22 protein-coding genes are annotated in these 21,825 nt (G+C 63.5%); 9 read left to right on the forward strand and 13 right to left on the reverse strand.

Going from position 1 to position 21,825, the window contains the following annotated elements; translation table 11 throughout:
- Window positions 1–75: 75 nt before the first annotated feature.
- Together A0W34_RS28680 and A0W34_RS28685 are read right to left on the reverse strand one after the other, a co-directional pair.
- Window positions 76–1,719 carry a PucR family transcriptional regulator gene (locus A0W34_RS28680; protein WP_007735212.1) on the reverse strand — a complete coding sequence of 548 codons (1,644 nt, stop codon included), beginning with the start codon at window positions 1,717–1,719 and terminating at the stop codon, window positions 76–78.
- A gap of 102 nt (window positions 1,720–1,821) precedes the next feature.
- Window positions 1,822–2,937, reverse strand: a complete 1,116-nt coding sequence (locus A0W34_RS28685; RefSeq protein WP_007735213.1) for an XdhC family protein — start codon at window positions 2,935–2,937, stop codon at window positions 1,822–1,824.
- A gap of 282 nt (window positions 2,938–3,219) precedes the next feature.
- Here A0W34_RS28685 and A0W34_RS28690 point away from each other — a divergent pair, with 282 nt between their 5' ends.
- From A0W34_RS28690 to A0W34_RS28700, 3 genes are read left to right on the forward strand one after another with little or no spacing between them, the layout of a single operon-like run.
- Window positions 3,220–4,407, forward strand: coding sequence for a CaiB/BaiF CoA transferase family protein (locus A0W34_RS28690; protein ID WP_003946016.1), 1,188 nt, complete (start codon window positions 3,220–3,222; stop codon window positions 4,405–4,407).
- A gap of 43 nt (window positions 4,408–4,450) precedes the next feature.
- Window positions 4,451–5,110: a TetR/AcrR family transcriptional regulator gene (locus A0W34_RS28695; RefSeq protein WP_003946066.1), complete on the forward strand. Its 660-nt coding sequence runs from the start codon at window positions 4,451–4,453 to the stop codon at window positions 5,108–5,110.
- A complete protein-coding gene (locus A0W34_RS28700; RefSeq protein ID WP_007735215.1) occupies window positions 5,107–5,766 on the forward strand; it encodes an enoyl-CoA hydratase-related protein in 660 nt (219 codons plus the stop codon). The genes A0W34_RS28695 and A0W34_RS28700 overlap by 4 nt, the downstream gene beginning before the upstream one ends.
- On the opposite strand, the gene A0W34_RS28705 is transcribed toward A0W34_RS28700, so the two are convergent.
- Window positions 5,734–6,279: a hypothetical protein gene (locus A0W34_RS28705; RefSeq protein ID WP_232329955.1), complete on the reverse strand. Its 546-nt coding sequence runs from the start codon at window positions 6,277–6,279 to the stop codon at window positions 5,734–5,736. The genes A0W34_RS28700 and A0W34_RS28705 overlap by 33 nt on opposite strands.
- Window positions 6,280–6,394: 115 nt before the next feature.
- Here A0W34_RS28705 and A0W34_RS28710 point away from each other — a divergent pair, with 115 nt between their 5' ends.
- Entirely contained in the window at window positions 6,395–7,126 is a 732-nt protein-coding gene (locus tag A0W34_RS28710; protein ID WP_081558691.1) for an MBL fold metallo-hydrolase, read from the forward strand.
- Here A0W34_RS28710 and A0W34_RS28715 read toward each other — a convergent pair.
- On the reverse strand, window positions 7,118–8,509 hold the full coding sequence (locus A0W34_RS28715) for an amidase (RefSeq protein WP_081558692.1): 1,392 nt from the start codon (window positions 8,507–8,509) through the stop codon (window positions 7,118–7,120). The two genes, A0W34_RS28710 and A0W34_RS28715, sit on opposite strands and share 9 nt — an antisense overlap.
- A gap of 150 nt (window positions 8,510–8,659) precedes the next feature.
- Window positions 8,660–8,971, reverse strand: a complete 312-nt coding sequence (locus A0W34_RS28720; protein WP_081558896.1) for an ArsR/SmtB family transcription factor — start codon at window positions 8,969–8,971, stop codon at window positions 8,660–8,662.
- Between the two features lie 91 nt (window positions 8,972–9,062).
- Here A0W34_RS28720 and A0W34_RS28725 point away from each other — a divergent pair, with 91 nt between their 5' ends.
- On the forward strand, window positions 9,063–10,121 hold the full coding sequence (locus A0W34_RS28725; protein ID WP_007735220.1) for an SDR family oxidoreductase: 1,059 nt from the start codon (window positions 9,063–9,065) through the stop codon (window positions 10,119–10,121).
- Between the two features lie 139 nt (window positions 10,122–10,260).
- Complete coding sequence (locus A0W34_RS28730) at window positions 10,261–11,559, forward strand: T3SS (YopN, CesT) and YbjN peptide-binding chaperone 1 (RefSeq protein ID WP_003946055.1); 1,299 nt, start codon at window positions 10,261–10,263, stop codon at window positions 11,557–11,559.
- 24 nt (window positions 11,560–11,583) lie between these two features.
- Here the strand turns inward: A0W34_RS28730 and A0W34_RS28735 are convergent, their stop codons facing one another.
- The 6 genes from A0W34_RS28735 to A0W34_RS28760 all read right to left on the reverse strand — a co-directional run bounded on the left by A0W34_RS28735 (window position 11,584) and on the right by A0W34_RS28760 (window position 18,680).
- Complete coding sequence (locus A0W34_RS28735) at window positions 11,584–13,773, reverse strand: transglycosylase domain-containing protein (RefSeq protein WP_081558693.1); 2,190 nt, start codon at window positions 13,771–13,773, stop codon at window positions 11,584–11,586.
- Between the two features lie 112 nt (window positions 13,774–13,885).
- On the reverse strand, window positions 13,886–14,095 hold the full coding sequence (locus A0W34_RS28740; RefSeq protein WP_019746112.1) for a hypothetical protein: 210 nt from the start codon (window positions 14,093–14,095) through the stop codon (window positions 13,886–13,888).
- Window positions 14,096–14,117: 22 nt separating this feature from the next.
- Window positions 14,118–14,954 carry a carbohydrate ABC transporter permease gene (locus A0W34_RS28745; protein ID WP_003946046.1) on the reverse strand — a complete coding sequence of 279 codons (837 nt, stop codon included), beginning with the start codon at window positions 14,952–14,954 and terminating at the stop codon, window positions 14,118–14,120.
- Entirely contained in the window at window positions 14,951–16,126 is a 1,176-nt protein-coding gene (locus A0W34_RS28750; protein ID WP_007735224.1) for a carbohydrate ABC transporter permease, read from the reverse strand. The genes A0W34_RS28745 and A0W34_RS28750 overlap by 4 nt, the downstream gene beginning before the upstream one ends.
- Window positions 16,127–16,146: 20 nt before the next feature.
- Window positions 16,147–17,436, reverse strand: coding sequence for an ABC transporter substrate-binding protein (locus A0W34_RS28755; protein ID WP_081558694.1), 1,290 nt, complete (start codon window positions 17,434–17,436; stop codon window positions 16,147–16,149).
- A 170-nt stretch (window positions 17,437–17,606) separates the two neighbouring features.
- Window positions 17,607–18,680: an ABC transporter ATP-binding protein gene (locus A0W34_RS28760; protein WP_003946073.1), complete on the reverse strand. Its 1,074-nt coding sequence runs from the start codon at window positions 18,678–18,680 to the stop codon at window positions 17,607–17,609.
- 114 nt (window positions 18,681–18,794) lie between these two features.
- Between A0W34_RS28760 and A0W34_RS28765 the strand changes: the two genes are divergently transcribed.
- The 3 genes from A0W34_RS28765 to A0W34_RS28775 are packed head-to-tail and all read left to right on the forward strand — an operon-like array spanning window position 18,795 to window position 20,540.
- Window positions 18,795–19,619, forward strand: a complete 825-nt coding sequence (locus A0W34_RS28765) for a DUF2786 domain-containing protein (protein WP_030537724.1) — start codon at window positions 18,795–18,797, stop codon at window positions 19,617–19,619.
- Entirely contained in the window at window positions 19,616–20,113 is a 498-nt protein-coding gene (locus tag A0W34_RS28770; protein ID WP_042450620.1) for a TIGR04338 family metallohydrolase, read from the forward strand. Before A0W34_RS28765 ends, A0W34_RS28770 begins: the two co-directional genes overlap by 4 nt.
- A gap of 58 nt (window positions 20,114–20,171) precedes the next feature.
- Entirely contained in the window at window positions 20,172–20,540 is a 369-nt protein-coding gene (locus A0W34_RS28775) for a helix-turn-helix domain-containing protein (RefSeq protein WP_003946041.1), read from the forward strand.
- Here the strand turns inward: A0W34_RS28775 and A0W34_RS28780 are convergent, their stop codons facing one another.
- The gene (locus A0W34_RS28780) at window positions 20,541–21,128 is read right to left on the reverse strand and encodes an ATP-dependent Clp protease proteolytic subunit (RefSeq protein ID WP_003945993.1); all 588 of its coding nucleotides are present in this window, start codon (window positions 21,126–21,128) and stop codon (window positions 20,541–20,543) included.
- Window positions 21,129–21,132: 4 nt separating this feature from the next.
- Window positions 21,133–21,741, reverse strand: coding sequence for a ClpP family protease (locus A0W34_RS28785; RefSeq protein WP_007735229.1), 609 nt, complete (start codon window positions 21,739–21,741; stop codon window positions 21,133–21,135).
- Between the last annotated feature and the right edge of the window lie 84 nt (window positions 21,742–21,825).

Here is a 21,825-nt window from a genome sequence, read left to right on the forward strand (position 1 = left end):
GTGAAACGCTATTACAGCGCAGGGGTATCGACGTGATGACAATCTGCCAGAACCCACGGACTCGGATTGGCAATATTAGTGATTGATGCCGCGCATCGCGGTTATCTTCAGTGCTAGAGACAGATCCAGCCGTAGCTCGGGTTGCGCCGTGAAGGGTCCCAGCATTTTCTCCAGCTTAACGACCCTGTAACGCAGTGTGTTGTAATGGAAGTGGAGCTTGCGCGCTGTCTCGGCGATGTTGATGTTGGTCGCGAGCAAGACTTCCAATGTCTTGCGCATGTCCTGCGCTTCGGCAGTTTCCTCCGTCAGTTCCCGCAGTGTCTCCCGCGCGAACGTCTCCAGCTCGTTTTCGTCCTCGACCAGACTGAGCAGTCTGTACACACCGAGATCGTCGAACTGAGTCACCGTCCACGGACCGGAGATCCGTCGCCCGACGGTCAGTGCGGTGCGCGCCTGACTGTAGAGCGCGGGGACTGCGTCGATCGCCGCTGTCGGCCGGGACACCCCGACACTGAACGGCCTTCTCCCGCCGCCACCTTCACCGCGAACGACCGTGACGAGGTCCCGCACCAATGCCATCGTGTCGGTGCCGACGCCCATGACGATCACCGTCTCGCCCGTCAGCGCGGTCACCGCCGCACCGGGATCGCGGTGGGCGATCGCCCCGGAGAACGCCATCGCCTGGCGATCGACAACAGGCAGCCGAGCGGGCGCCGCAGAGGCCGGTTCGTCGATCGGGTCAGGCTCGATCGAGACGATCACCAGCGGGCGGTCGAAGTCCCAACCGAATGTCTTGGCATGGGAGACAACGTGATCGTGGTCCCCGGCCCGACCGAGGAGCAGGTCGTGAACGAAGTTGGCGCGATGGCGTTCCTCCACCGACGCCACGGCTTGTTCGCGGGTGATGACCAACGCACACACCGACGCGGCCCGCTCGACCAGGTACTGGTCGTAACTCGTCATCACGCGCTCACCGGTGAACAACGCGAGACGCCCGTGGTCGATGTGATTGGCGGAAATCGCGGACACCGCGATGAATTGACCGTCGAACTCGTGCAGACCCAATCCGCCCTCGACGGTGTCGGTCCGCAGACGACCGGTGGAATCGACGGCGGGACAGGCAGACAGATGCTTGCGCTCCGCGGCGTCCCCGGCGCGGCAGATCTCGCGTCCGTCCGAGGTGGTGATCAGGGCGGCGCCCTTCATCTCCCGTGCGATGACTTCGGTCAATTGCGGGAGGCCGCCGCCGCCCATCACGACGTCGACCAGCAGCCGTCGCAAGCGCTCGGCCCCGAACATGGCGTCGATCTGGGCCGACTCCGTCTGCTCACGGTCTCTCGCCGCAGGGTGATCACACGCACCGTGAAAAACCAGGAGCGGGAAGCCGGCGCTTTCGGCCGCGTCGACCAGCTCCGGCGCGAGAGTGTCCCCGTCTGCGCCGAATTGGACGGCAAGTGCCGCAACACCTCGCGTCGACAACCGTCCGACAAATGCTTTGAAGGTTTCGGTGACCCTGGCGAGGGTTTCCGGCGTGGTGATCAGCAACTGTCCGTGCCGCAGCCACGGTCCGATGTCCGGAACCGCCATGAATCCCACCCGGGCTACCGTCGGGTCTTCGCAGCCGCCGGCGACCTTTCGAACACCAGGAAGGAGCTGGGTTCGAAGAAGTTCGGAGAGAACAGCATTCACCTCGGATGCCGGTACGGCCGGGTTTGCCACTTGGCAGGCACCTCGATTTCATTCGGATCACGGAAGATGGTTCACGAAAGAAACGATCCTATCCCCACCGAACACAAGATGTCCGAATTCAGCGCAGTCGACTCAGGCCGTTCGATGCAGGGCGGTCGGATTCTCCTGAGGTGGCGGGTGGATCGGCCCCTGCAGATCCCGCAGTTCCAAACCGGAGGCATTGCGCAGGGTCTTGGTCATCTCGGCGAGGATCGACACTGCAGTCTCCTCCGGTGTCCTCGCGCCGAGATCCAACCCGATCGGTGAGTGCAGACGCCCCAACTCGGCGTCGGTGACGCCTCGCTCCTTCAACAGCGCCACCCGACGCTCATGCGTCGCACGACTTCCCATCGCGCCGACGTACGCAGCCGGCGAACGCAGCGCGATCTCGAGCAGGGGGATGTCGAACTTCTCGTCGTGCGTGAGCACGGCCAGGACGGTTTTGTTGTCGATCGGTGCGGTTTCGAGGAACTTGTGTGGCCACATGACGACCAGATCGTGGGCGTCGGGGAAGCGCGCCCGTGTCGCGAAGACCGGCCGTGCGTCCACGACGGTCACGCGATAACCCGCAAAGGCGCCCAACGTACACATCGAGGCCGCGAAGTCGATGGCCCCGAACACGTACATCCGCGGTAGTGGCGCGAAGATCTCGACCAGCAGGTCGTGCTGCGAATCGATGAGAGTTCCCGCCGGCGCGACAAAAGCGACGGACTCACCGGTGTCCATCGTGCGCAGCAGGATGGACACCTCGTCCTCCGTGGCATCCAGATCCCCGCTGCGTCGGCCGTGCTCGACGACGAGGTGCCGTGCCGGTGCTCCCGGACGCACTTCGGTGACCACGACGACGGGCGTATCGGCCTCGATCCGTTCACAAACCTGACCGAACTCGACGAAATCGGCTCCGACGGCCTGGACGAACACTTCGATGGTTCCGCCGCAGGTCAGCCCTACCCCGATGGCGTCGTCGTCGGAGACGCTGAAGACCTCGACGCGACTGGTGCCGTCGGCGAGAACCTCCTGGGCGATCTCGTACAGTGCACTCTCGATGCACCCGCCCGAGACGCTGCCGACCACCTCGCCGGAGCGTGAGACGGCCATCGAAGCACCGGGCATGCGCGGTGAGGATCGCCAGGTACGGACAACCGTCGCCAGTGCAAAATCCTCGCCGCGGGCGTGCCACTGCGCCAGCTGAGTGGAAATGTCGCGCATCGCCTCGCCTCCCGCTTGCATCGCCGTCCGTAGAGAGTTCACGGTATCGGCCCACCGCAATCCTGCCTGTCACACAATGCGCCTAAATCCGGGCCCTGCAGTTGTGCAATGTCGCCGTCGCATCACCTTGCGCTCTCGACCAGTGTTGTCACCGAGCCCAGCCGAAAGCAGGCCTGACCTTCATTCTTCCCCTCTCCGACGATCACTGCAGCGGCAATTCACGCAGATGGTGCGACGGATCGAGTGGGCGACGTTGCACACCACAGAACCGAGGTTTCTCCCATGGACCAATTGCTCAGCGGTATCAAAGTTCTCGACCTCACCCGTGCTCTCGCGGGGCCTCTGTGCACGTCGCTGCTCTCGGACTTCGGCGCCGACGTGGTCAAGGTCGAAACCCGTGGCTCCGGCGACAGTTCGCGTCAGTGGCCTCCGTTCGACGGCGATCGAAGCCTCTACTTCGCTTCCGTGAACCGCGGCAAACGGTCGATCGCCATCGACATGCGCAGTGACCGCGGGCGGAAACTGCTTCGCAGCCTGGCCCTCGACGCAGATGTGCTGGTCGAGAACTTCCGTCCGGGAGTACTGGCCGACATGGGGCTCGATCCCGACTCGCTCGAGCAGGAGAATCCAGGGCTCGTCGTCATGAGCATCAGTGGTTTCGGCCCGGTGGGCCCTGACCAGTTCGCGCCCGGACTCGATCAGGTGGCCCAGGGCATGTCCGGGCTGATGTCGGTCACCGGTGCCGGGGAACAGACCCCGATGCGGGTCGGTATCCCCATCATCGACACGGTCTCGGGCATCTACGCGGCACTGGGAATCACGGCGGCACTGGCTTCGCGCGGACGCGACGGTCGTGGGCACCGCGTGCAGACCTCGTTGCTGGAATCCGCGATCTCGATCATGACCTTCCAGGCGCAGGACTACCTGAGCACCGGGCGGGTTTCGACGCCGAACGGCAATACGCACCCGACGATCACGCCGTACGGCGCTTTCGACACTGCCGACTTCCCGATCAACATTGCCACCGGCTCGGACAAGCACTGGATCGCACTGTGCTCGGTACTCGGTGACCCCGAGCTCGCCTTCCGTACCGAATATGCCACGGGTAAAGAACGTTTGGCGCACCGAGACCAACTGACCAAAGAACTCGAGGACCTACTGACCACGAAGGGCGCGGCGCAATGGATCTCCGAGATCCGCGGTGCCGGAATCCCCTGCGGCCCGATCCATTCGATCGATCAGGTGTTCTCCGACCCGCAGGTCGAGGCATTGCAGATGGTCGAGCAGACCCAGAGCGCCGACGGAACGTCGATTCCCGTTGTCCGCGGACCGTTCTGGGTGGACGGCAAGACCCTTCCCGTCAGGAATGCGCCACCCATGACTCTCGGCGGTGACGCCGACGACGTACTCACCGACTTCGGCCTGCGCCCGGAGGAGATCGAGGATCTTCGCGCAAATTCGGTGATCTGACCGCACACTAGTAACAGAGCAGACGCTCTGTTACTGTGCGTTCATGCCTCGGCCACGCGTCCACGACCTCGACACCCTGCTCGACGCTGCCGAAAAACTTGCCGCCACTGCCGGGCCGAGCGCTGTCACGGTCCGGGCAGTCTCCGACGCCACCGGTGTATCCAACGGGGCGATCTATCACGCATTCGGCTCTCGCAGTGGACTGGTCGGTAGCGCGTGGCTGCGTGCTGCGCGACGATTTCTCGCGCTTCAACAATCGAGAGTGGACGACGCTCTCGCGGACCCATCGCCGACTTCGGCGGTTTCCGCCGTCGTCGCGGCCGCCGAAGTTCCGGCTGTCTTCGCGCTCGACTACCCACAATCCGCGTTGCTGCTGTTGACGATCCAGCGCGACGAACTGCTCGGCACCGACGTCCCTGCCGACATCGCCGAGCAACTCACACAACTCGACCGGTCTCTGGTCGAGTTGTTCATCCGGTTGTCGACCGCGCTCTGGGGCCGCAAGGACGGCCGAGCCGTCGAGGCAATCGAGGCCTGTGTTGTCGGCCTGCCTACCGGATTACTCATTCATCCCGCCAAACGCGCCGACGGTTGGCGAGTCCCCGACGCCGCAGCACGCGCGCGGTTGGATGCCGCCGTTCGAGCGGTTCTGCATCTCGACCCACCACTGCCCAAGCCACGCAACAGGAAAGGCCAATCATGACCGCAACTCTGCGCTTCGAAGACAAGATCGCCGTTCTCGATCTCGGCGAGGACGAGAATCGATTCTCGCCGGAGTGGCTCGATTCCGTCGACAAGCTACTCGACCAGGCTTTGAGCGAAAGCGCACATGCCCTGGTCACCACGGCGACGGGCAAGTTCTACTCCAACGGACTCGACCTCGACTGGCTGGGCGCGAACGGCGACAAGGCGAAGTGGTATGTGCAGCAGGTGCAGTCGCTGTTCGCTCGGATGCTGACGTTCCCGATGCCCACCGTCGCGGCGATCAACGGCCACGCCTTCGGAGCCGGCGCCATGCTCGGCATCGCGCACGATTACCGCGTCATGCGCGATGATCGCGGCTACTACTGCTTCCCGGAGGTGGACATCAACATCCCCTTCACCGAAGGAATGGCAGCTCTCATCCAGGCCAAGCTCAGCCCGGCGTCGGCAATCGTCGCCATGACCACGGGGCGGCGATACGGCGGAAGTGACGCATTCGCAGCCGGTTTGGTGGACTTCACCGCATCCGTCGACGCTTTGACCGCCAAGGCCATCGAAATGGTTGCACCGATCGGCCCGAAGAATGCGGGCACACTGGGGGCAATCAAGTCGACGATGTTCGCTTCAGTGGTCACCGCTCTGAACACCGACGGCTAGAAGCGACGGACTGTGTTCTCGCAGAGCCGCTTCCAGATCGTCGGCAACACTTTCGGGATCGCGGCCTTCGGTGCTCAGAACCACGTCGACTCCACTGAGCGTCGGCATCGAATCGGCCAGCAGTTGTGACGCCTCCACCAACTCGTCCAACCCGGCCCAGCCGGCCGGTTCACGTTCGATGATTCTGGTACGCAACGTATCCGGATCGGCCTCGAGGCGTGCCAGCAGGTGCCCCTCGGCGCCGGTCGCGGCCAGCAGGGCGCGCCCGTAGTCGTCGTCTTCGACGGTCGCCGTGAGGAACAGGAGTTCGTACCCCGCTTCCCGGTACGACGCGCACAACATCCCGACGTGTGCGATTGCCCGCTCGGTTCCCAGCGGCGGATAGCACCGCTCGAGTTCGTCCACCTCGATCATCGCGTTGCTCACCCCGGCCTCGCCGAGTCGATCGTGAAGCGCGGTCAGCACGGAACTCTTCCCCGCGCCCGGCGGGCCTGTCAGCAGCAGTACGAACACGTCCTCCACTATTGCAGAGCCGTAAGCACGTCCAGAACCTTGTGCAGGCGCGGGGCGGCGAGAAGGCTGGAGAAGACAGCTCGACATGTACAACAGCCCTGATCGGAGCACAGCGATGACCACCACGATCACCGAAATCGCGCCGGACATCTACCGACTGTCGACCTTCGTGGACGAAGCGAACCTCACGATGAACCAGTTTCTCGTCGACGGCGAGGAACCCTTGCTCTTCCACACCGGGCAGCGAGCGTTGTTCACCTCGGCTTCCGACGCACTCTCCACGCTGATCGACATCGACCGTCTGAAATGGATCACGTTCGGTCACGTCGAGGCCGACGAATGCGGGTCCATGAACTCCTGGCTTGCGGCGGCCCCCGAAGCGCAAGTTGCACACGGTACGATGGGGTGCTTCGTCCAGGTCAACGATCTGGCCGATCGGGCGCCACTTCCCTTGCAGGACGGCGACGTACTCGAAACCGGCAGCCGCCGAGTCCGGCACATCGACACCCCACACGTCCCACACGGTTGGGACGCGGGTCTGATGTTCGAGGAGACGACGTCGACGCTGTTCTGCGGAGATCTCTTCACTGCGTTCGGGCACCACCCCGCGACCACCGAGCACGAAATCGTCGGTCCCGCTTTGGAAGCCGAGGACTTGGGCCACGCCACCTGCCTCACCCCGGATCTCGAACCCACGATCCGCGCCCTGGCCGACCTCGAGCCGCGGATTCTGGCTACCATGCATGCACCGACGTACTACGGCGACTGCGTCACCACGCTTCACGACCTGGCCGACTCGTACGCAACACGTTTCGCAGCCGAAACCGAAAGATGGAAGTCAGACTAGAGCTTGCGCATTCGACGTGATTCGCGCCGCCACGGACAGCGCAACATGCTCGTGGAACGGCCGGGCCACCACTTGCACTCCGACCGGTAAACCGTTGCGGGAGAGTCCTACCGGAACCACGACCGACGGAAGGCCGAGCACACTGATCGCCCGGCAACTCGCGAGCGCATCCATCCATGTGAGTTTGCGACCGTCCACCTCGAAGCTCTCCACACCGAGCGGCGGAGCGAGCACCGACGCAACCGGCAGGATCAGTGCGTCTCCCATCTCGCCGAGGAATTCGCTGATCAACACCGCGCGATCCGCCCACAGCGCTTCCACCTCGGCGGAACTGCGATCACGGCCTGCCGCAAGCATGGCGGTGATGTCCGCGTCGAAAGCGTGCGCTGAACCTGCTGCGAGAGAGTAGATGTCCCCGTGGGTCTCGACCGATCGCAACGCACCGAAAAGCGCGTTGGCCCGCGACAGGGCCAGACCGTCGTACTCGCTCGCGTCCAGGCTGATCGCCACGGTCCGAACCGCTGACCGGATTTCTTCGTCGACGGGAATCGTTCCCTCGCCGGTGGCCCAGCGGATGTCGAGGTCGTCGACGTCGACCGAATCAGGCTCGGTCCACGAGAAATGCGGCTTCGACAGGACGCGCAACGCAAGCGCCGCATCACCGAGGCTGCGGGCCAGTGGGCCGATGGTCTGGATCGTGCCGTGCATCGTCGCTGGGTTGGCGAGTACCCGTCCATCCGAAAGCACGCCTGGATACTGACCTTCCGGATCGACACGTCCGAGCGTCGGGCGAACCGAAGTGAGGCCGGTGCAGTGGGCGGGCCAACGCACCGAGCCACCAAAATCCGTACCGAGTCCGAGCACGCTCATCCCGGCAGCAACCGACGCGGACTCGCCGCCACTCGACCCGCCGGGGGACCGGACGACGCCGTCCGGTCGCACCGGACTGGCCGTGGTTCCGAACAGTTCGTTTCGAGTCAGGCCGCACGCGCCGAATTCCGGGGTGTTGGTCTTGCCGATCAGAATCGCACCGGCAGCCTTGAATGCCGCGACGGCCGGGGCGTCGACGGCCGGGACGTTGTCCGCCAGAGTGCGAGAACCGGCAGTGGTGCGCACGCCGGCAGTGGCGATCAGGTCCTTGACCGTGAACGGAACCCCGGCAAGGGGGCCGAGTGTCTCACCGAGAGGGCGTCGCTCGTCCAGGGCATCCGCGGCCGTGCGAGCCTCCTCGGCGCACACGGTGACCAGTGCGTTGAGTTCGTCATTGCATTCGTCGACCCGTGCGAGGTGGTCTTCGACGATGGTCCGCGCCGACGCCTGACCCGACCGCACGGCTTCGGCGATGGATCGGGCATCACGGCCCACCCAACTCTCACGACTCATCGCACGCCTCTCCTTGCCAGTACCCTCTGCCGAGCCTAAGGACAGCGAGTGAACCGAGAAACGACCACTATGCACATACCGACGGCTCCGGCGATGTGAGGTTTTGCCACAACGTTGGCAACTCCCGAGGGATCGGTCAGGTGCTGGTACCTACAAACCTTGCCTGATGAATGCAGCAAACTTCTCGATCTGTTGCTCGTTTCGTTTGTAGTGCCGCCACTGGCCGATTCGTGTGGTGGTCACCAGATCCGCGGCCTGGAGTGCGGCCATGTACTGAGACGCAGTCGATTGCGACACCTTCGCCCTCGCTTGAATGTGCTTGAGGCACACTCCGACCTCCTCGGCAGGCTCGAGTTGAGGGGGAAAGCTCCCGGGGTCTTTCAACCACTGCAGGATTTGCACACGCATCGGGTTGGCCAGCGCCTTGAACGCCGTTTCCCACTCGGTTGTTGCGTCTTCCATGTTCGTGAGCATACCGCTAGATCGCGAAATGCCGATATGTGTGGTTCACTCCCTATATCGCAACATCGCGATATGCCAATGGGAGGCTGAAATGGTGCAGCACGACAAAGTGGCACTCGTGGTCGGAGCCCGAGGCGTGATCGGTGGGAACTTGATCGATCACCTCGAGTCGACCGGAGAATGGAAGATCATCGGACTCTCGCGGCGAGGCGGTACGGACACCGACCGGGTCGAACACATCGCAGTCGACCTGCTCGATCCTTACCGGACTGCAGCAGCACTGAGCGGACTGGGCGACGTCACTCACGTCTTCTACGCCGCCTATCAAGACCGCCCGACATGGGCCGAGCTGGTTCCGCCCAACTTGGCGATGCTGGTCAACACTCTCGACGCCATCGAGCCCGTTGCGGGCGGACTCGAGCACGTCAGCCTGATGCAGGGCTACAAGGTTTACGGGGCACACCTCGGACCGTTCAAAACTCCGGCCCGCGAGAGCGATCCACCGCACATGCCACCCGAGTTCAACGTCGACCAACAGCAGTTCCTCGAACGCAGGCAGCTCGGCAAGTCGTGGACATGGTCGGCGATCAGACCCTCGGTCGTCTCCGGATTCGCACTGGGTAACCCGATGAACCTCGCGATGGTCATCGCCGTCTACGCGACCATCTCGAAGAAACTGGGTGTCCCACTCCGATTCCCCGGCAAGCCCGGCGCGTACACCAGCTTGATCGAGATGACCGACGCCGGACTCCTGGCCGAAGCGACGGTCTGGGCCGCGACCAACCCCGAGTGCGCAAATCAGGCGTTCAACATCAACAACGGCGACCTGTTCCGCTGGCAGGAGATGTGGCCGAAGATCGCAGCCTTCTTCGACATGGACGTCGCACCTCCGCTCCCGATGTCCCTCGATGTCGCAATGGCGGACAAGGAGTCGGTGTGGGATGAACTCGTCGAGGAACACCACCTTGCTCGGACCCCGTATTCCGATGTCTCGTCCTGGGGGTTCGGTGACTTCGTATTCGGATGGGACTACGACTTTTTCGCTGACGGATCGAAAGCTCGTCGGTTCGGATTTCACCGCCACGTCGACACCGAAGCGATGTTCCTCGACATCTTCGCCAATCTGCAGGCTCGGAAGATAATCCCCTGACTGAAACACGGTCACCCGGATCCTACGAACACTGTCACTGTCGGACCCCACGACTAACGTCGTAGGCGGGGTTTGAAAAGCAGGGGTTTCGGCGAGTCGTCGGTAGGGCCCCATGCGCCCCCGGACCAGAGGAGCGACGATGTCGGACAATACTTTCGATCTGGAAATCCTGAGTGCCTGGACTACTTTCGAGACTCATCTCGCTCGCTACATCTCCGTGATGGAGGACGACGACACCCTCGTGGTGGAGTCGCATTACGACAGCATGGACGAACTGGCCGACGCGCCCGCGTGCATCCAGTTCTTCGCATGGAACCAGACCTCCGTGCGCTGTGAAGTTCCTTCCAACAGGTTTCTGCATCCACTGCGGATGCTCGAACCGGAAGACCATTCAGCGCTGCTCGACATGGGGTTCAACGCTCCCGATCTGTGCGAGCACGAACCCGAGGGCAATGGGTCCATGTCCTTCTACATCGACGTCGACCGCGCTCGTCCCGAGGAACTGGTGACAAAGGTGTTGCGCGTCTTCCGTGAAATGTGGAGCATTGCGCACCCGTCGTTCCTGCGTGCCAGCACCAGTGGGCGCGAGTCGACGCCGGCGTTCGCCACGACGCCGTCTCACGCACCCTCGGGTTCGGGCGACATGCTGCGGATCCTGGTCGACGGGGCCGTCGAGCGCCTTCTCGGTCATCCGCCCAAGCGTGACGACGACGGCGACATCCCGCTGGTCCGCGGTGAGCAGGTCACCTATGTTCGTGTCCTCGAGGACGACGAGTACGTAGAGGTGTTCTCGCGGGTCGTGCATTCGGTGGAGAACCTCGAGAACGCTGCTGTAATTCTTGCTCAGCTCAATCGGCAATGGCCGACCATCAAGCTCATTCTCGTCGAGCAGAGTGTGCTGGGCGTGGTCCGCGTGGACGGCGCACCCTTCGTCGCCGAGCACCTGCTGCGGGCTCTGCGCTCGTTCGCCGAACTGGCCGAAGCATCCGACGAACTCGCCGAAGAACTGGGCGGGCAACCCATCCGCGCAACCGGAGACACCGCCTTCAACGACGGCATGGCCTCCGAGCACGAAGATCCCGGTGCCGAATACGAGTCACACGAGTGCCACGAATTTCCGCCGGCTCTCATGGCGCTCCTCGAACTCGACGCAGACGGAACGGGCGAGCTCAGCGCCGAAGAGGTTGCCGTGATCTGTGAGCACGACCGCGACACCATTCTCGACTACCTGCGGATCAGCCAGGAGCAGGAGACTGCCTGGCACGAGGCGTTGACCGAGTCCATCCGCCGCAAGGACGACGACACCGACCTGTGTGCGGGCGAGAAGCGCGCGTGGACGCACGCGATCCGCAACCTCAGGCGCGGACTGCGCGTCGTCGTACTGCCCGCCAAGGATGCAGCGCCCACCCAACTCGGTCTCTTCGACGATCAGGCCTGAGAACCGGAAATCGGGCGCTGCTTGTCAGCCCGGTAGTGGGATGACGATGCCCGGCAGGATCTCGATCTGACGCGGCAACTGGGGGAGCGGCGGTACTTCGATCGGCGGTAGGCCGGGCACCTCGATGGGCGCCGGGGGAGCGACCGCGCCCGTCGTGGGCGTGCCCGTCCCGTCCCCCGAGGTCACGCCGGAGTTCGCGGGAACGCCGGCCTGCCCGCCGATGGGGTCCGGCCACGGAAAGCTCTCCCAGTCGGATCCCTTCAGCGCGCCGTCCATCGTGCTCTTCCAGATGTCCGCAGGCACTCCGGAGCCGTAGATCAAACCACCGTAGGAGTTGGTGATGGCCTGAGCGTCGGAAGTTCCGATCCACACCGCGGTGGACAGCGACGGCGTGTAACCGACCATCCACGCATCCTTGTTCTGGCCCGTGTCACCCAACTGCGCGGTACCGGTCTTGGCTGCAGACGGGCGTCCACCGGCAAGCGCGTGACCGTTCGAGTACGACGCGATCGGCAGCATCGCCTGCGTGACGTTGTCGGCAACGGCAGCATCGAGACGACGCTCACCGGGAGAAACCGGGCGATCGAGCAGGACTTCACCTTCGGCCGTCACGACCTTCTGGATGAAGTGCGGCTGCTGGTACACACCGGAATTGGCGAGCGTCGCGTAAGCGGACGCCATGTCGATAACGCGAGACTGATACTGGCCGAGCACGATTCCGTTCTCCGGCGAACCACCCTCCTGTGTGAGCGTCGGGTAGTCGAGTCCGGGAATGTGCTCGGGGATGCCGGCCAGGTGGGCGGCGTCGGCGATCTTCTGGGGACCGTTCTCCATCGAGAGCATCAACCGGTAGAAGCTGGTGTTCAGCGAACGCTTGAGTGCCTCGGCGATGGTGCATCGACCACAGGATTCGCCGCCGACGTTTCCGATGGTCACGCCGTTGATCGTGAGCGGTGAACTGTCGAACCGTGCGGACAGCGGAATGTCTTCCATCAATGCTGCGACCAGACCGAAGACCTTGAACGCGGAACCGGTCTGCAGCGGCGCCTGGGCGTAGTCGAAGCCGGCTCCGTCGTCACCGCCGTAATAGGCGTCGACGCCACCGGTCTTGGGGTCGATGGACACTACTGCGGTCCGCAGGTCTTCCGGCTCGCCCTCGAGATTCCGCCTGACGGCGTTCAGCGCAGCTTCCTGCGCAACCGGGTCGATGGTCGTCGTGATCTGCAGACCAGCGGTGTTCAGCGTCTGATCGCTGATACCGGCCTCGGCCAGTTCCTTGAGTACCTGGGTCTTGATGTGGCCTTCGGGTCCTGGCGCCTGGTTCAGATCGGTCGGCCGATTGGCGGGGGCGACGGCCGGGAACTGCATCGCGTCGCGATCCGTCTTGGTCAGGCTGCCCAGTTCCACCATGCCGTTGAGAACGTAGTCCCAGCGCGCTTGCAGCGCGGACAGATTGGTCTCGGGGTCCAGGAACGACGGGCTCTGGATGACGGACGCGAGAACTGCGCCTTCCTCGACGCTCAGCTCACTGACCGGCTTGTCGAAGTACGCGTTCGACGCGGCGGCGATGCCGTACGCACCGCGACCGAAGTAGATGGTGTTGAGATACGCGGCAAGAATGTCGTCCTTGGACCATTCGCGCGCCATCTTGGCGGAGATGACGAGCTCACGCAGCTTCCTGTCGATACTGCGCTTGTCACCGACCAAGACGTTCTTCACGTATTGCTGAGTGATCGTCGAGCCACCGCCGGCACTTTCCTTGCCCATCACGTTGTCGCGGGCAGCGCGAGCAAATCCGGAGATCGAGAACCCGGGGTTGGTGTAGAAGTTACGATCCTCCGCCGAGAGCACCGAATCGCGGACGTGAATCGGGATGGCCGACAACGCGACCTCGGTCCGGTTTCCCTCCGGCGGCACTACCTTGCCGAGCACGGTCGTGCCGTCGGCCATGTAGATGGTGGACACCTGATTGGTCTGCATGTCAGAGGGGCGCGGGACGTCGGTCCGGCTGTACGCGACAGCAAAAACCGACGCGGGCACGATGACCATCAGGAGCACGAGCACGTAGATGGTCCGCCGGACGTACCGCCACTTCGAGCGCTGCTTTTTCGCGGGCTTGGCCGACTTGTTCGACCGGGGCGAATTAGCCGACTTGCCCGATCGAGCCGACGACTGATCGCCACCCGTCGCACTCGATCTGTTCGATGGACTCACTCAACACTCCCGGTCGTGGATCCGGACTTACCGGCACCATTCCACCAGGGTGATATCTCGATCAGATAACTCCCGGCAACTGCGATACCGAAATGTCACCCTACCGGGCTGGCTACTCGCGACGTTCTGCTCGGACCGCGTTCCGATATCCGCGGAACGCGAGCCCGAGAGCGACGACGCAACCGAGCAGCACCAAAGACGGCATCACGCCGGGGTCTCCCTTGACGATCGCGACCACAGCGCCGATCAACGCCATGAGGGCGAAGACCGAGATGAAGCCGGCAATCAGCTCCATACGCTGGGCGCGCGAAGCCCGCCTCATCGAAACCGTGCGCAAGCGCGCATCACGACTTGACGCCGCCTGCGGTCAGACCGGCGATGATGCGTCGCTGGAAGATGAGAACCATGATGACCAGCGGGACCATCACGAGGGTTCCGCCGGCCATGATCGAGGTGTACGGCGTGACGAATGGGTCCGTTCCGGAGAACTTGGCCATCGCCACGGTGACGGGTGCGGTCTTGTCACTCGAGAGTTGGAGCGAGAGCAGGTACTCGTTGACCGTTGCGATGAAGGCGAGGATCGCGGTGGTGAACAGTGCCGGCGCGGCGAGCGGAAGCATGATCAGACGGAAGGCCTGGCCACGGGTGGCGCCGTCAATACGCGCCGCCTCTTCGAGCTCCCACGGAAGCTCGGAGAAGAACGACGTCAGCGTATAGACCGTCAGCGGCAGCACGAACGAGATGTTCGGGATGATCAGCGCTTTGTAGCTGCCGATCCAGCCGATGTCGGTGAACAACTGGAACAGCGGGGTCACGAGGGCGACGACCGGAAACATGGACGCGCCGAGGATGATTCCGGTGACGAAGTATTTGCCACGGAAATCGAAACGCGAGAGCGCGTACGCCGTGAACACGCCGATGACCAAGGCGATCAGCGTGGTCGCGCCCGCGATGATGAGGCTGTTCATCAGTGCACGGGTGAAGTTCACCTTGGCATCGGGATCGAGCGCCGCGGTGAAGTTGGACAGCGTGAGATTGGTGGGCCACAGCGACGTCGAGAACGTGTCCGCGGGGTCGCGCAGCGCCGTCACGATCATCCAGTAGCAGGGAGCGAGTCCCCACACGATGATCAGTACGACGCCGATGTAGGTGCCGATCTTGCCGCGTAGTGCCTTGTTCATACCGGCTCCCCCTTCCGCTGCTTTTCCTGCGTGCTGACCGCATTGGCTCCGAGGAATCGGACCAGGATGAAGGCCACAGCGAAGATGATGAGGAACGTGATGGTGGACAGTGCCGACGCCGAATTGGCGCCGACGCGCATCTGATCGACCACCAGAACCGAGATGGTGGAGGTGGCGGGATTGGATCCCATCATGATCGCGGGCAGGTCGTACATGCGCAGCGCGTCCATCGTGCGGAAGAGCACCGCCACCATGAGTGCGGGCTTGACCAGCGGAAGCGTGATCATGCGGAACCGCTGCCACGCCGTCGCACCGTCGACCTTGGCGGCCTCGTAGACGTCGGCGGGAATCATCTGAAGACCCGCGAGGATCAGCAACGCCATGAACGGCGCGGTCTTCCAGACGTCGGCGACGACGATCGCGAATCGCGCCGGCCAGGGGTCCGCCGTCCACAGGATGTTGGTGCCGAGGATCTTGTTGGCAATGCCGTCGTTGGCGAAGATGAAGAACCAGAGCTTCGCGGTGACGGCGGTGGGGATGGCCCAGGGAATCAGCACGGAAGCGCGGAGCAAACCGCGTCCGCGGAACGTCTTGGCCATGATCAACGCCATCGACAGACCGATCACCGTCTCGAGCAGGACGGTGACGACGGTGAAGCCGAACGTATTTCCGATCGACTGCCAGAACTGCGATCCGAGTGTGCCGGGCGGGCAGGGAATCGAGCCGTTGGCGGTGTTGCAGGACTGGGTGATCCAGTTCTTGTAGTTGTCGAACCACGTGAACTGACCGGTGACGAACATGCCGGTCTCGGGATCGAGCTTCTTGCCGTCGCTGTGCATCGACATCCAGATCGCTCGTCCGAGCGGATACAGAATGATGACGGCGAGAACGATCAGCGACGGTGCGACGAACGCCCACACCGGAACTCGTCGACGCTTCTTCGGCTTGTCGGCCGACGCAGGCGGGGGCGAGGTCGGTGGGGGTGGAGTAGCTGCAAGGTCAGGCAGAACCTTGGTCAGGGATGTCCCTGCTGCCTCGGATGCCGACGGCTCTTCTAGCGGTTCCGGTGCACGGTGTCTCCCACCAACGCCCGAACGGTCGGGACCGGTTGAACCGGCCCCGACCGTGGGGTTGGTAGGCACAGCCGCGGAAGGATCCTGCGGTTCTGCCATTGCTTATTGCTCCTGGTAGATCAGTTACCGGCGGTTTCGATGCCGGCCTTGGTGTCCGTCAAAGCCTGCTCGACGGTCTTCTCGCCGCGAATAGCAGCGTAGGTGTTGTCGGAGATCGACTTCGACACCTGCGTGTAGTACGGCGTGACGGGGCGCGGCTGAGCGGTGGCGAGTGCTTCCTTCAGGGTCGCGAAGTACGGGAACTGAGCGAGCACTGCCGGATCGTCGTAGACAGCCGAGAGAACGGGTGCGCCGCCGACCTCGGTGAAGTACGTCTGCGACTTCTTGGTCTGCATGAACTCGAGGAAGTCACGAGCCGTGGCGGGTGCGTCCGAGTACGCGCTGATGCCGACGTTGTAGCCGCCGACGGTCGAAGCGCCCGGTCCGTCGACACCCGGAAGAACGGTGTAGCCGTACTTACCGGCAACCGAGGTCTTCTCACCGTCGACCGAGAAGCCGGACCACGTGCGCATGAAGAGTGCCTTGCCGTCGCCGAACGCGGTCTGCGACTCGCCCTCGGAGTAGGTCAGCGCTTCCTGCGGGATCGTGTTGTCGGCGAAGTTGTCGACGATCGACTGAACGCCTGCCTTCGTCTTGTCGTCGATGGCCGGGGTGAGTCCGTCCGGGCCGACCCACGGGCCGTCGAAGGCGTTGGTGATCTCGGTGGTGTTGACCGTCAGGCCCTCGTAGTTCTTGAACTGACCGATGTAGCAGGAGATGCCGGCTTCGACAGCCTTCGGGCAGTTTTCCTTGAGCTCGGCCCACGTGGTGGGGGCCTTCTCGACGAGGTCCTTGCGGTAGTACAGGAACGCTGCGTTGGTGTTCTTCGGCGCTGCGTAGAGCTTGCCGTTGTAGGTGCCCGAAGCGACGGTCGACGGCAGGAGGCCGGACTCGTCGATCGCGAGGTCACCCTCGAGCGGCAGCAGCCAACCGTTTGCGGCGAACTGGGCGGTGTTGACGACGTCGACGCCGATGAGGTCGTACTCGTCGCTCTTGGCCTGCATGCGCTGGGTGATGTCGTCGACCTGCGCGTTGGCTTCCTTCGCCAGCGGCTTGAGCGTGACCTTCTCGTCCGGATGCTCGGCATTCCAGTCGGAGATGATGTTTTCGAGCGCCTCGTTCAGGGCATCCTGCCCCTCGACGATCGTGATGGGTCCGCGGCCTTCGCTCGAGGACGATCCCCCGGATGCGGCCGTGGTGCTGGTTCCGCTGTCCTTGTCCGAATCGGACGAACAGCCTGCCAGTACCAGCATGGACGCTGCCGTGGCTGCAATTGCAGCGCGGCGCATCGCCTTCGAGTTCAGAACCATGGATTCGCTCCCCGTATGTGTATGACAAATAGACGGTCACCGAGAGCCTGCTCACGGCATGCGCCATGAGTGCCGGCTCCCGGCATCGGCCCCTACTGTGGCACGAGACACCCCTACTTGTGGGTATTACGCCGAACCTGAATCGGTCATGTGTCGTTTGACAGGTCCACCTAACCCAGGCGACGCCCGTCGGTGGTGGCAAAAATGTGCACCTTCTCGGGGTCGACGCGCAGGTTGACGCGCTCGCCCTTCTGCGGCGGATTGCGCCAGTCACCACGCGAGACGATCTGCTGCAACCGTCCGCCGATCGTGGTCCGGCCGTAGACGTAGGCGTCCGAGCCCAGTTCCTCGACGACGTCGACCTCCATCGGCAGGCCTTCGGCTGCGATCTCGAGGTGCTCGGGGCGAATACCCAGAACAACCTCGGTTTCGACGACGCCGTTCATCGTCTCGCGCGGAACCGGAACGATCCCGTCACCGAATGCGACGCCGCCGTCGACGACGGGGAGGGTGAAGAGGTTCATCGCGGGCGAACCCATGAAGCCGGCGACGAAGACGTTCTTCGGCTTGTTGTACAGCTCGCGCGGCGAGGCGCACTGCTGCAAGATTCCCTTTTCGAGGACGGCGACGCGGTCACCCATCGTCATGGCCTCGACCTGGTCGTGGGTCACGTAAACCATCGTCGTCGCGAGGCGTCGTTGCAGCTGAGCGATCTGCGTACGTGTCTGCACACGGAGTTTCGCGTCGAGGTTCGAGAGCGGCTCGTCCATCAGGAAGACCTGCGGCTGGCGAACGATGGCGCGGCCCATCGCCACTCGCTGACGCTGGCCACCGGACAGCGCCTTGGGCTTGCGATCGAGGTACGGCTCGAGATCGAGCATCTTCGCGACCTCTTCGACGCGGGCGCGGATCTCCGTCTTGTTGGTTCCGGCGAGCTTGAGCGCAAAACCCATGTTCTCGGCCACCGACATGTGCGGGTACAGCGCGTAGTTCTGGAAGACCATCGCGATGTCGCGCTCTTTCGGCTCCTGACCGGTGACGTCGCGGTCGCCGATGAGGATGCGTCCGCTGTGGACGTCTTCGAGCCCGGCGAGCATGCGCAGGGTGGTCGACTTTCCGCAGCCGGAGGGTCCGACGAGGACGAGGAACTCGCCGTCCTCGATCTCGAGGTCGAGCTTGTCCACTGCCGGAGTGTTCGATCCGGGGAACAGGCAGGTGGTGCTCTCGAAAGTCACTGAAGCCATGACGGGGTTGATCCCTTCTACCGGCAGGAACGTGCCGGACGATCCAAGTCGAGGGTGAGCGTGTGCGCTAGCAGCATAAACGTCCGTGTCGGCGCCCGAGCGTAGTCTTTCACGGTGAGTTCGGAGAAGATGCTGACCCGCATCGGTGCGCTGCTTCGCCAAGCGGAGTCCACCGACAATCCACACGAAGGTGAAGCCTTCATGGCTGCCGCTCAGCGGTTGGCCACCAGTTCCGCGATCGACCTGGCGGTCGCGCGTGCGCACACCGCGTCTTCGGAAAAGCGTGCGACGCCCACTCAACGGCTCATCACCATCGGCGAACCGGGCAAGCGCGGACTGCGAACGTACGCCCAGTTGTTCATCGCCATCGCCGCTGCCAACGACGTGCAATGCGACATCGCGCAGACGTCGGCCGTCATCTACGCCTACGGGTTCGCCGGCGACATCGACGTGTGTGAGGCCCTGTATTCGAGCCTGCTCTTCCAGATGGTGCGTGACTCCGACGCGTACGTGCGTTCCGGGGCGTACCGCGGCGAAACGTCCGTGCGGACCGTCGTCGAAACTCGTGGACGACGACGCGTCAGCACGCAGGTCCGCAAGCCGGTCGCCGGAGTGACGGCGCGCCTGAACTTCCAGATGGCGTACGCGTCCCGCATCGGCGCTCGGTTGGCCGAGACGAAGCAGGAGACGGAGAAGACTGCGATCGCAGAATCTGCCACGTCGTCTTCCGAAACCGCACTCGTGCTGCGTAACAAGGAAATCGAGCTGAAGGACTACTACTCGTCCAACTCCAAAGCGCGTGGGACGTGGCGGGGCGGCGGCCGCGCAAGCGCCGGGCATTCCTCACATGCTCGACGAGCGGGTGATCGGGCGGCGCGCTCCGCACGTCTGGGGAACCTTCCGGAGATCGGCGGGGTGCGCGGGCAGCTGGACTCGTGAGGGATACGCAGCGGAGCGCCGTCTACGAGGCAGAGACGTTGGTGCGCACCATGTTCGATCGCGCCGACCAGCGTGGACTTCGGAGCGTCGAAGTCATGGGTTCCACCATCACCTTGCCGGTCGAGCGCAAATTCGGTTCCGTGGAGTCGGTCCAGGCGTACTGCGATCAGCTACTCGGGCTGAATTGGGTACGGGAGACCTGGACTCGCGCAACCATTCCGGTGTCCGTACGCTCCCGCGGCGGCAATGCCGCCGCTCACTACTCGAACGACGTCATCGCCGTCCCGGACGACCGTGACGGCCGGTGGGCGCTACGCGAATTCGTTGTCTTGCACGAACTTGCGCACCACCTCGGCGACCCCGCCTCCGACGAGGCTTCCCACGGGCCCGAGTTCGTCGACCGCTACACGAGCCTTGTCGGCGAGATCATCGGGCCCGAGGCGGCCTTCGTTCTTCGAGCGATGTTCCTTGCCGGTGGTGTTCGAACGGACTAGATGTCAGCCCTCGGTGAACCGGGTGGTGTGCGAACCGGTCGGCTGGAATACTCGGCCTATGGATGCGCCGCGCAGACTGGTCCTGGTCAAGGGTGAGTCGGAACTCCCCGATCCGGCTGTCGCCGTGCGCAAACCCCCGCTGATTCGTGAAGCCTACGGACGAGTGCTGCGGGAGGTTCGACGCGATCAGGACCGAACTCTCGACGACGTAGCCGCAAAGGTCGGGATGTCGAAGCAGTACCTCTCCGAGATCGAACGGGGCAAGAAGGAACCGTCGTCGGAAATTCTGCGCGCAATCTGCGAAGCGCTCGGGATGCCGCTCGAGCACCTGCTGTTCCGAGCGGGCAACCGGATCGTTGCGCTCAACTCCCTCACCTTCGGGCACTCTCCCGCACCGATCTCGGGTCCCGTCCTGATGGCGGCCTAGTCAGTTCCCTTCGATGAGGGTGTCAGCCAGTCCGTAGGAGATAGCGTCGTCGGCGGTGAAGATCCTGTCGCGATCGGTGTCCTTACGGAGCCGCTCGACGCTCTGACCGGTGTGCTTACTCAGAATCGCCTCGGTCTGCTCCCGGATTCTCAGGATCTCGGCTGCTTGAAGCGCGAGGTCCGAGATGGTGCCGCTACCTTGCGTCGACGGTTGGTGCAGCAGCACCCGCGAATGGGCAAGAACATGCCGATGGCCTGGAGTGCCGGCGGCCAGAAGCACTGCAGCAGCCGAAGCCGCTTGACCCATGCAGTACGTGGAAATCGTCGGTTTCAAGAACTGCATGGTGTCGTAGATCGCGAGCATCGCCGTGGTGGAACCGCCGGGAGAGTTGATGTACAAACCGATTTCGCGATCCGGGTTGTCGGCTTGCAGATGCAGCATCTGAGCCATCACGACGTTGGCGACGCCGTCGTCGATCTCTGTGCCGAGAAAGACGATGCGCTCGTTGAGCAGCCTGCTGAAGATGTCGAAAGATCGCTCACCCGTTGGTGTTCGCTCGATGACACTGGGAATCGTGTACTGGGACATGACGTCACAATCCGATCTTGGGGAAGGTGGCTTGCGGTGCTATCTCGGCGAAGGACGTCACGACGCGGTCGACGATTCCGTACTCGCGCGCCTGCTCGGCGGTGAACCAGCGATCCCGATCGCTGTCGGTCTCGATCTCTTCGACGGTCCGGCCCGTTTCGGCGGCGAGGATTTCCTGCGATTGACGCTTCATCAGCTCGAGACTTTCGGCCTGGATCGCAATGTCCACCGCAGTGCCACCGATACCTGCCGAAGGTTGGTGCATCATGATGCGGCTGTGCGCCAAGCTGATTCGCTTGCCGTGGGTGCCGGAGCAGAGAAGCACCTGGCCCATGCTGGCGGCGAAGCCCATCGCGACCGTCACGACGTCGTTGGGGATGAGCTTCATAGTGTCGTAGATGGCCAGACCGGCAAACACCGATCCGCCAGGTGAATTGATGTAGAGCACGACGTCGCGCTTGGGGTCGGTGGTGGCGAGGAGCACCAGTTCCGAACACACACGTTCGGCCATGGCGTCGTTGACCTCGCCGGTGAGCAGAATGGTTCGCTGTCGGAAGAGCCTGTCTGTCAACAGGTCACGGTAGCCGGTATCGGTGGGCGCTTCAGTAGTCATGAATCCATTCCTACCGGCGCGGCAGTGCCGCGGCCCCGCCTGTCTGCTGTGGGCAGACCACCCCTGTTTTTACCCGCCCCCTCT

This window comes from Rhodococcus sp. BH4, from assembly GCF_002079265.1.
In the GTDB taxonomy this organism is placed as follows: domain Bacteria; phylum Actinomycetota; class Actinomycetes; order Mycobacteriales; family Mycobacteriaceae; genus Rhodococcus_F; species Rhodococcus_F qingshengii.